A 10,481-nucleotide genomic window follows, 5' to 3' on the forward strand; every position below is an offset into this window, starting at 1 on the left:
ATATTGCTCCATCAAATTTTCGTCACATTCCGCGATGTCTTCCAACATCGATTCCCGGTAATGATTGGCATCGTCTATGATATCGGGCGGGATATCGGCTGTGGTATAGGTGCCTTGCTTGTCATCAAAGATCATCGCCTTCATGTCGACCAGATCAACGATGCCTTTAAAAGCATTTTCCTTACCAATGGGAAGGCAGAGGGGGGTGCCCTTTTCCCCGAGGAGAGCCTTTATGCTGTCAAAAGACTTCCTGAAGTCGGCCCTTTCCCTGTCCATGCGATTGATAAAAATTACACGGGGTATATTGAGTGCATCGGCGTATTCCCAGTTTTTGATGGTCTGAAACTCCACGCCGCTGACGGCATCGACGACAACAACGGCGCTGTCTGCAACACGCAGGGCATTCTTCGTATCGAATGAAAAATTAGAATCACCTGGCGTGTCCATGATATTGATTTTATGCTTGTCCCATTCGAAGAAGTTAACCGCCGTGCTGATTGAAATATGTCTTTTTTGCTCTTCGGGTTCGAAGTCCATGGAGGAGGTGCCTTCATCAACACGTCCCGGTCGGTCTGTTTTGCCGCTCAAAAAAAGAAACGCCTCACAAAGTGAGGTTTTACCCGTCCCGCCATGCCCGACGACGACGATATTTCTCAGGGACGCTGTATCGTATTTTGCCATGAGAACTCCTTTCTGATGAGAACATATACTTTGTTTTATTGCGGCTGTTTAGCCCAATACACACGACAAAGTCAAGACAAATTTCCCGGGGAAAATCCCCGTAAATGCGTCCAATAACGCGATTTTATAGAATAAGATCAAGAGCAAATATCATTGACATATTATAGTGATGTCAGTATAAGAACTCTCGACGCAGGGAGGGGGCCTTTCAAAATCATTCTCCACAGTTCATGTACTTCATCGTCTTCAGTGACATAAATTCTTAAGCGGGTGTCCTATGCTGGATTATTTCATTAAAAAGATCATTGGCACAAAAAACGATCGCGATATTAAAAGATTGTCTCATATTCTTCAGGAGGTAAATCGTTTCGAACCCTCCTTGCAGAATCTTTCCGACGACCAGTTAAGAGCCAAAACCGGATATTTTAAAGAACAATTGGCCGAAGGGGCCGTACTGGAGGATATTTTGCCTGAAGCCTTTTCCGTTGTCCGTGAAGTTGCCTGGAGGACGGTAAAAATGCGCCCCTTTGATGTTCAGGTCATTGGAGGGCTCGTGTTGAACGAAGGGAAAATTGCCGAAATGAAGACAGGGGAAGGCAAGACCCTGGCTGCCACATTGCCGCTTTATCTCAACGCACTGGAAGGAAAAGGCGCTCATCTGGTGACGGTGAAAGACTACCTGGCCAAACGCGATGCCGAGTGGATGGGGCCCATATATCGTTTCCTCGGCTTGTCCGTGGGAACCATTGTCCATGGCATGGACGACAATGAACGCAAGGAGGCCTATGGCGCAGACATCACCTATGGCACGAATAACGAATTTGGTTTCGATTACCTTCGGGATAATATGAAATTTACCCTGGACGATTATGTCCAGCGTGATTTTAATTATGCGATTGTCGATGAGGTTGACAGCATTCTGATCGATGAAGCCAGAACGCCCTTGATCATTTCCGGTGCCTCCGAGGAATCGACGGATAAATATTACCGGATCAATCAGATCATCCCCAATCTCCGGAAGGAGAAGGATTATACGGTAGAGGAAAAGTCAAGAACCGTTGCGCTTACGGAAGAAGGCGTGGCGCGCGTTGAAACCTACTTAAAGGTACAGAATCTATATGAGCCGAAAAACATCGAGCTTCTTCACCATGTCAACCAGGCGTTGAAAGCCCACACCCTGTTTAAAAAAGATGTGGATTACCTGGTGAAGGATGGGCAGGTCATTATCGTTGATGAGTTTACGGGGCGGATCATGCCCGGACGGAGATACAGTGACGGCCTGCACCAAGCCCTGGAGGCGAAGGAAACGGTGAAAATTGAGCGGGAAAACCAGACCCTTGCCACAATCAATTTTCAGAATTACTTTCGGATGTACACAAAACTCTCAGGCATGACCGGTACGGCCGATACAGAGGCCGCCGAGTTCAAAAAAATATACGATTTGGATGTCGTGGTTATTCCAACCAATATGCCCATGATTCGAAACGACCATTCCGATGTGATCTATAAAACGGAAAAGGAAAAATTCAACGCCGTCATCGAAGAGATCAAGGAGTTGAATCAACAGGGACGGCCAGTCCTCGTTGGGACGATATCCATTGAAAAGTCAGAATTACTCGGTAAATTCCTGACGCGCTCGGGTATTCCCCATTATGTTCTCAATGCCAAGAACCATGAAAAGGAAGCGGAGATTGTTGCAAAAGCCGGACAGAAAGGCATGGTAACGATTTCAACCAATATGGCCGGAAGGGGTACGGATATCAAGCTGGGGGAGGGGGTCGCCGAACTGGGTGGTCTTCATATTCTGGGTACGGAGCGCCATGAAAGCCGTCGTATCGATAACCAGTTGCGAGGTCGTTCCGGCCGACAGGGGGATCAAGGCTCTTCTCGCTTCTACCTTTCTCTGGAAGATGATCTGTTGAGAATTTTCGGAGCAGAGAAAATTTCCGCCGTAATGGATCGTCTGGGCATTGAGGAAAACCAGCCCATAGAGCACAAGTTTATTTCCCGGGCTATTGAGAACGCACAAAAGCGTGTCGAAGGCCAGAATTTTGAAATACGTAAGCACCTTCTGGATTTCGACGATGTGATGAACCGTCAGCGCCAGGTAATCTATGAGCAGCGCAAGAAGGTTCTGAAAGGGGACAACTTGTGGGAAGATATTTCGGAAATGCTGGAAGAGGTTGCGGAAAATCTTGTCGATGACTTCATAGAAGAAAAAAGCCATCCTGAAGACTGGAACTTGAAGGCCATGGACGACATGATTTTTAAACGCTTCTCCCTCAGGACGGATTATGCTGCTTCTGATCCGGATGGGTTAAATGAGACGATCATAACAGATGAACTGATCACAACAGTCAAGGATCTCCTGAAGGCAAAGGAAAAGGAATTCGGAACCTCTCTCATGGACTATCTCATGAAAGTCATCATGCTTCAGTCGATTGATGTCCACTGGAAAGACCATCTTCTGGCCATGGATCACCTGAAAGAGGGAATCGGACTGCGGGGCTATGGACAGAAGGATCCGGTCCGGGAGTACCAGAAGGAGGGATACGATATGTTCATGGAGATGATTTATCGTATCAAGGAGAACACGCTGGAGAAGCTTTGCATGGTCCGGGTTCAGCGGGAAGAGGAAGTTGATGCAATACAATCCAGACAAAAGCAGACTTTCACCATGAACCGGGGTGAAGCGGTGCCGGCACAGGCAACCATAAAAAGAACCGGCGATAAAATCGGACGAAACGATCCCTGTCCCTGCGGCAGTGGTAAAAAGTATAAAAAATGCTGTGGCCAGAATTAGTTGAAACAAAGAGGCACGTCACATGAATCATGAATTTGTTGTACCCGGTTTTCTCGCCAATGGTATCCACTGTGGTATCAAGGAAAATGGTTACAAGGATCTGGGTATGATTTTTTCTATACAGCCGGCATCCGCCGCAGGGGTTTTTACGAAAAATGCTTTCAAGGCCGCACCGGTGCTGCTTGATATGGAAAGGATTCAAAGAGGGGAGGGCCAGGCGGTTATTGCGAACAGCGGCGTCGCCAATGCGGCGACCGGTATTGAAGGTCTTCAGGATGCACGCGAGATGTCTCTCATGGCCTCACGCCAATTGGGCATTAGAGATGAACTGGTCTACGTGGCTTCGACCGGTGTCATCGGGTATCGGGTGCCGATCTCCAAAATCAGGAAGGGTATGCCGCGACTGGTTACGGGTCTCAAAGAAGATGGATTTTCGCAGGCTGAAGAGGCGATCATGACGACCGATAAAAGGCCCAAAATGTCCCTGGCCAAAGGCGTCATCGACGGACGCGAAATCACGGTTTGCGGACTGGCCAAGGGTGCGGGGATGATTGAACCCCATATGGCTACAATGCTCGCGTTTATTATGACCGACGCCAACATTGAAAGCGGTACCTTGGATAAATTGTTCAGAAGCTCGGTAGACAGGAGTTTTAATGCCATCACAGTTGATGGATGCATGAGTACAAACGACACGGCGCTCATTCTTGCCAATGGGCAAAGCGGCCTCAAACCTTTGAATGGATCGAGAAATATTCAGATATTTAAGACCATGCTGGACGATGTCCTATCCCAACTCTCTTTTTCGATGGTCCAGGACGGAGAAGGGGCTACCAAAGTCATTGAGTTGCGGGTGGAAGAAGCGAAGAGCCGGATGGACGCTCGCAGGATAGCCTATGCCGTGGCCAATTCAAATCTCGTAAAAACAGCCTTTTACGGGGGTGATCCAAACTGGGGGCGTATCATTGGAGCAATCGGGGCCGTAAAGGAAACGATTCCCGTGAACGCCGTTCGGGTGACCCTCAACCATGTCGTGATTTTTGCAGATGGCCGCGGCATTGACGGGCACGAATCAGAATTGAAGGAAATCATGGCATTGCCGCACATTCGCGTCCTGATCCAGATGGGAATGGGAAAGGCGCACTTTCAACTTTTGGCCTCCGATTTGACTCACGAATACGTCACAATCAATGCCCACTATCATACCTGATCCCGGAGCGGAAAATACCACAGATTGTTCACCTTTTCACTTGATCATTGGGTGGGGATGTGTTAATAGCCCACGAACCTCACACATTCTCACTATATACGGTGTGTTGTTTTCTCTCCATGGGGAGAAAATTGGACCGTAGTTTTCTGGAATGGCGGAATAAACACAAAGCAAAGGAGTAAACGGTATGGCCAACATTTCCATGAAACTGTTGTTGGAGGCGGGTGTTCACTTTGGGCATCAGACGAACAAGTGGAACCCGAAAATGAAACCTTATATCTTCGGGGCTCGGAACAATATCTACATCATTGATCTGCAGCAGACTGTGGGCTTTTTTCAGGCGGCGTATAACTTTATCGTCAACACCGTAAGCGAAGGCGGTGAATTGCTGTTTGTAGGCACCAAAAAGCAGGCACAGGAGGCGATTCGGGAGGAAGCGACCCGCTGTGATATGCCTTACGTGAGTCAACGATGGCTTGGCGGTATGCTGACCAATTTTGGGACGGTCAAAAAGAGCATTGACCGCTTGAACTATCTGGACAAGATGTTTACCGATGATTCGATCCGTGCTTTTCCGAAGAAGGAAATTTTAATTCTCCAAAAGGAAAAGGAAAAGCTTGAGAAAGTTCTTGGTGGGATCCGCAACATGAAGGGGCATCCCTCCTCTGTTTTCATAGTCGATCCGAAACGGGAAGACATTGCAATCAGGGAAGCCAAAAGGCTGGGCATTCCCATTGTGGCCATTGTCGATACGAACTGTGATCCCGATGATATTGATTATATCATCCCTGGTAACGACGATGCGATCCGGGCAATCAAACTCTTTTCATCGAAGTTCGCCGATGCGGTTTTGGAAGGTAAAAAGCGATTTGAAGAACGGGTTCAGGCTGAAAGCAACAAGGAAATCGAAGCGGAAGAACTGAGTGTAGAACCTCTGGATGCGGGTGAGGATGAGGATGTGCCGGAGAGCGTGGAAACAAAAGAGGAAGCTTCCTCAGAAACCGAAGACCATGATTAATAAATAAGCATGGCGAATGATCCTACCTTTATAAAGGCCCCATTTATAAAGGATATTCCATCCATGACATGCGGACTCTGGTTCAGGGAGTTGTTACTTTTAAGGAGGAGAGAAAATTGAATATTACATCGACAATGGTGAAGGATTTAAGGGATAAAACAGGCGCCGGCATGATGGATTGCAAGGAGGCACTGACGGCCTCCGGTGGCGACTTGGATAAGGCGGTTGATTATTTACGAAAAAAAGGCATGTCCGCGGCGACGAAACGATCTTCCAAGGCGGCAAAAGACGGGACGGTCGCCACCTATGTCCATATGGGCGGCAAGATCGGGGTAATGGTGGAGTTGAACTGCGAAACGGATTTTGTTGCAAAAACGGATCATTTCCAGGCCATGGCAAAGGACCTTGCCATGCAGGTTGCGGCGACCAACCCCGTTTACGTCAATGCTCAGGAGATTCCCGAGGAGGCCCTGGAAAGAGAGAAGGACATCTACCGGAGTCAGTTGCTGGCGGAAAAAAAGCCGGAAAAAATCTGGGATAAAATCATTGAAGGAAAACTCAACAAATTTTATGAGGAAGTTTGCCTGGTGAATCAAAAGTTTATCAAGGATGACAGCATGACGGTTGCCACATTGGTGAACAACATGATCGCCAAGACGGGTGAAAATATTATTATTCGGCGTTTTGCCCGCTTTCAGCTCGGTGAAGAAATCGGGGGATAAATGCAGTCGCCACAGTATAAGCGCATCCTGATCAAGGTTAGCGGCGAAGCCCTGATGGGCCGGCGTTCCTTCGGGGTGGATCCCGATGTGGTCGATGAGATCGCACATGAGATCAAGGAGGCGTCGGAATTGGGTGTCCAGATCGGAGTGGTTGTCGGCGGCGGGAATATTTTCCGGGGCGTCGAAGTAAGCGCCAAAGGGATGGATCGCACCACAGCTGATTATATGGGGATGCTCGCCACGATGATCAACAGCCTGGCCCTCCAGAGCGCTCTGGAAAAACTGGGAATAGAGACGCGCGTGCAGTCGGCTATTGAAGTTAAAGAGGTTGCGGAGGCGTACATTCAAAGAAGAGCGATCCGCCATCTGGAAAAGGGCAGGATCGTTATTTTCGGAGGAGGAACGGGGAACCCCTATTTTACGACAGATACGGCGGCCACTCTAAGAGCGCTGGAAATTAAAGCGGATATCCTGATGAAAGCGACCAAGGTGGACGGCATTTATAACAAGGATCCCATTATGTCCCATGATGCGGTTTTTTTTGATCGTATCGGCTTCACCGATATTTTGACACAGAATCTGAGAGTTATGGACGCCACAGCGATTTCGCTTTGCAGGGACAACAACCTTTCTGTTTTGGTGTTTAATCTTTTAACGAAAGGAAATATCAAGCGCGCCATTTGTGGAGAAAGGATTGGTACAATAGTCGGAGGTTAAGCAATGACGGAACTGATTTTTGAAGAACTCACAAAAAATATGGATAAGGGCATTGCCGCTCTCGATAAATCGTTTAGCAAGGTCCGGACGGGGCGCGCATCGATTGCCCTCCTTGACGGGATAAAAGTGGAATATTACGGAACGATGACTCCTCTGAACCAGATGGCCACCTTGTCTGTTCCGGAGAGCCGGCTTATTCTGATTTCACCGTGGGATAGCAGTGTCATCAGCTTAATCGAAAAAGCCCTTCACAAGTCCGATCTGGGGTTGATGCCCAGCAACGATGGCAAGTTGATTCGATTGTCCATTCCCCCTTTGACGGAAGAAAGAAGAAAAGAACTTGTCAAAGTCGTTAAAAAAATGTCAGAGGAGGCGAAAGTAAATATTCGGAATATTCGCCGAGACGCAAATGAACAGCTTAAGGAATTGAAGAAAGACAACACCCTTTCTGAAGACGACCTGTTCCGCCAGCAGGAGGAGGTTCAGAAAATCACCAATAAGTATATTGAAAAAGTGGATCAGGTCTTGACGTCGAAGGAAAAGGAAATTATGGAAATATGATCTTTATCGATTTAAAAAAGATGGAAAATGGGGAAGTATTGAGCTTCCCTATTTTTTTTGGAAGTACCGTTGATGGTCATTCAGTGTAAACTGTGGTATGAGGATCCGGTTTTACGAAAAAACTTATGACTAAAAAAAGTCAAATTATTCCCCAACATATCGCTATCATTATGGATGGAAACGGGCGATGGGCGCAAAAGCATGCGATGGGACGCATTTCCGGCCATAAAAAAGGTGCGGAGGCTGTGCGTGTCGTTACCAGGGCATGTCGCGAACTCGGTGTAAGGTATCTTACGCTTTACGCCTTTTCCGTGGACAACTGGTCCAGACCCATAACGGAAGTGAACGCATTGATGAGGCTTCTGTCCGAGTATCTGACGTCAGAACTTATGGAAATGCAACAAACGGGCATTCGTCTGAACATCATCGGGAACATATCCCGCATAAAACCCTCGTTACAGGATAAAATTCATGGGGTATGCAAACAAACCGCTGATAACCATGACATGGTTTTGACCTTGGCTTTGAACTACAGCGGTCGTGACGATATCACGGAAGCCGTCAAAGGGCTTTTTGCCGATTTTCAGTCTGGACGATATTCATGGGAAGACATGACGAATGAATTATTGGGCCGCTACCTCTCGACAGCGGATATGCCGGATCCGGACCTTTTGATTCGCACGAGCGGTGAATACCGTTTGAGCAATTTTCTGCTCTGGCAGTCGGCTTACACGGAATTTTATTTCACGGATGTTCTGTGGCCGGATTTTGGAAAAGCGGAGCTTCTCGCCGCAATTGAGGAATTTCGTAAGAGGGAAAGAAGATTCGGCAAAACCAGCGCACAGCTCGGGAAAGGAATGACGCGCTAGAGAATGAATGCTTTTCATATCCAACGGTGGCTGACCGCCTTCATTGCCGTTCCATCCCTTTTTCTGCTTATTTACTTTGGAAACGAGGCCGTATTTTCTTTCTTGATCGCCCTGGTGATTTTTTTCGCAGCTTGGGAGTATGAAAAAATTATTCACGGGTCCGAACCTCTGAAGAGGAGATGGGAGTTTTTTTGTATCGTCCTGGTAATTCCCCTGATGACTCACTATGGGGGATTGGAGCATTTGTACGCGGTTCTGTCTCTCCTGATCATCTGTCTGATTCTGTGCGATTTGTTCAGAATAAGGAACCGCAAGGAGGGGCCGGATATCAGCCTGCTGACAAAATACCTGTTCGGCATATGGTATATTCCCGTTTTTATATCTTATTTTATTCTGATCCGTAGATTTGAGAACGGTGTTTTGTGGATATTTTTTATTTTGATACTTGCCTTTTCCGGTGATGTGGCTGCCTTTTACTCCGGGAAATTCTTGGGTAAAACGAAATTAATGCCCTCGGTGAGTCCAAATAAAACGGTCGCAGGGGTGATCGGTCTGGTTGCGGGCAGCATGGCGGCCTGCCTCATATTCGCCTGTCTGTTCATGCCGAATCTATGGTTACCCCACGTGCTTGCCATGTCCTTTCTAGGGGGGGTAACCGGTCAGTTGGGTGACCTCTTTGAATCGGAGATAAAAAGAACAGGGGGCGTCAAGGATTCGGGCACGGCCTTACCCGGGCATGGGGGAATCCTGGATCGTATGGACTGCCTGTTGTTCATCGCCCCCGTCATTTATTACTATAAGACCTATATAATAAACTGAGATGAAGAATATATCCATTCTTGGGTCCACGGGCTCTATCGGGGTCAACACCCTCAACATCGTAAGGCGGCATCCGGCCATGTTTCGTGTCATGGGATTGTCCGCCGGGGAGAACATCGACCGACTCAAGGCGCAGATTCAGGAATTCAGGCCCCGAATGGTTTCCGTGGCGACGGAGCAGGGTGCCGACCGACTAATACGTGCATTCCCCTTGCCCAGAGATTTCAATATACTGATCGGTGTCGAGGGTTGCCGGAGCGTGGCAACGATTCCTGAAGTCGATCTGGTTGTTTCCGCAATGGTCGGCTCACATGGATTGCTTCCGACAATGGATGCGATCAACCAGAAAAAGACACTTGCCCTGGCCAACAAAGAATCGCTTGTCATGGCGGGGGAAATCGTCATGACTGCCGCCAGAACGAATAAAGTCGCCATTATTCCTGTCGATAGCGAGCACAGCGCCATTTTTCAGTGTATCAGGGGGAATCGAAGAAAGGAGATCAGGCGTATCATCCTGACGGCCTCAGGGGGCCCCTTTCTGGGAATGTCGGCAGAGCAAATCCGCAGGGTCACACCGGAAGAAGCGCTGTGCCATCCTCGCTGGAAAATGGGCAAAAAAATCACCATTGATTCGGCGACGATGATGAACAAGGGATTTGAAATACTGGAGGCAAAGTGGTTATTTGATATGGACTATGATGCGATTGGTGTGTATATCCACCCGGAGAGCATTGTTCATTCTCTGGTTGAATACAGGGACGGTTCGATTTTGGCGCAGCTTGGCCTTCCGGACATGAAGTTACCCATTGCTTATGCGCTGTCTTACCCGGCCCGATTGGAATCTCCGGATGGCTCGTTTCTTGATCTTGATGCAGTCGGCCCCCTTCAATTTATGAAGGCGGACCCAGAAAAAATTCCGGCATTGGCATTGGCCTATCATGCCGGTCGTTGTGGCGGTACTCTACCGGCCGTCATGAACGGAGCCAATGAAAAGGCGGTTGAGGCGTTCCTGCATCGGCGCATTTCATTTTATGAAATTCTGGACATTGTTGAGAAGGTGATGTCCATGCACCATGTGAAT

At 48.1% G+C, this 10,481-nt stretch carries 10 protein-coding genes; 9 read left to right on the plus strand and 1 reads right to left on the minus strand.

Annotated elements, in window-relative coordinates; translation table 11 throughout:
* Positions 1-681: GTP-binding protein (locus GX147_01965; protein NLN59474.1), on the minus strand; the 681-nt coding region annotated here is incomplete at its 3' end.
* A gap of 277 nt (positions 682-958) precedes the next feature.
* Between GX147_01965 and secA the strand changes: the two genes are divergently transcribed.
* From secA to GX147_02010, 9 genes are all read left to right on the plus strand, one after another.
* Positions 959-3,484 (plus strand): preprotein translocase subunit SecA, encoded by a 2,526-nt coding sequence (gene secA / locus GX147_01970; GenBank protein NLN59475.1) that lies wholly within the window; start codon positions 959-961, stop codon positions 3,482-3,484.
* Between the two features lie 22 nt (positions 3,485-3,506).
* Positions 3,507-4,694 carry a bifunctional glutamate N-acetyltransferase/amino-acid acetyltransferase ArgJ gene (argJ, locus tag GX147_01975; GenBank protein ID NLN59476.1) on the plus strand — a complete coding sequence of 396 codons (1,188 nt, stop codon included), beginning with the start codon at positions 3,507-3,509 and terminating at the stop codon, positions 4,692-4,694.
* A gap of 187 nt (positions 4,695-4,881) precedes the next feature.
* Entirely contained in the window at positions 4,882-5,712 is an 831-nt protein-coding gene (gene rpsB / locus GX147_01980) for a 30S ribosomal protein S2 (protein NLN59477.1), read from the plus strand.
* A 116-nt stretch (positions 5,713-5,828) separates the two neighbouring features.
* Positions 5,829-6,434 (plus strand): translation elongation factor Ts, encoded by a 606-nt coding sequence (gene tsf, locus GX147_01985; protein ID NLN59478.1) that lies wholly within the window; start codon positions 5,829-5,831, stop codon positions 6,432-6,434.
* Positions 6,435-7,151, plus strand: coding sequence for a UMP kinase (locus tag GX147_01990; protein ID NLN59479.1), 717 nt, complete (start codon positions 6,435-6,437; stop codon positions 7,149-7,151).
* 3 nt (positions 7,152-7,154) lie between these two features.
* Positions 7,155-7,712, plus strand: coding sequence for a ribosome recycling factor (gene frr / locus GX147_01995; GenBank protein ID NLN59480.1), 558 nt, complete (start codon positions 7,155-7,157; stop codon positions 7,710-7,712).
* A gap of 125 nt (positions 7,713-7,837) precedes the next feature.
* Positions 7,838-8,581, plus strand: coding sequence for an isoprenyl transferase (locus tag GX147_02000; protein ID NLN59481.1), 744 nt, complete (start codon positions 7,838-7,840; stop codon positions 8,579-8,581).
* Positions 8,582-8,584: 3 nt separating this feature from the next.
* A complete protein-coding gene (locus tag GX147_02005) occupies positions 8,585-9,400 on the plus strand; it encodes a phosphatidate cytidylyltransferase (GenBank protein NLN59482.1) in 816 nt (271 codons plus the stop codon).
* Position 9,401: 1 nt separating this feature from the next.
* Positions 9,402-10,481, plus strand: a 1,080-nt coding sequence (locus GX147_02010; GenBank protein NLN59483.1) for a 1-deoxy-D-xylulose-5-phosphate reductoisomerase, incomplete at its 3' end; no start/stop codon positions are given.

This window comes from Deltaproteobacteria bacterium (genome assembly GCA_012522415.1).
GTDB lineage: Bacteria > Desulfobacterota > Syntrophia > Syntrophales > JAAYKM01 > JAAYKM01.

Coding starts and splice junctions, on each gene's coding strand:
- secA (NLN59475.1), top strand. CDS start 959: ATGCTGGATTATTTCATTAAAAAGATCATTGGCACAAAAAACGATCGC.
- argJ (NLN59476.1), top strand. CDS start 3,507: ATGAATCATGAATTTGTTGTACCCGGTTTTCTCGCCAATGGTATCCAC.
- rpsB (NLN59477.1), top strand. CDS start 4,882: ATGGCCAACATTTCCATGAAACTGTTGTTGGAGGCGGGTGTTCACTTT.
- GX147_01990 (NLN59479.1), top strand. CDS start 6,435: ATGCAGTCGCCACAGTATAAGCGCATCCTGATCAAGGTTAGCGGCGAA.
- frr (NLN59480.1), top strand. CDS start 7,155: ATGACGGAACTGATTTTTGAAGAACTCACAAAAAATATGGATAAGGGC.
- GX147_02000 (NLN59481.1), top strand. CDS start 7,838: ATGACTAAAAAAAGTCAAATTATTCCCCAACATATCGCTATCATTATG.
- GX147_02005 (NLN59482.1), top strand. CDS start 8,585: ATGAATGCTTTTCATATCCAACGGTGGCTGACCGCCTTCATTGCCGTT.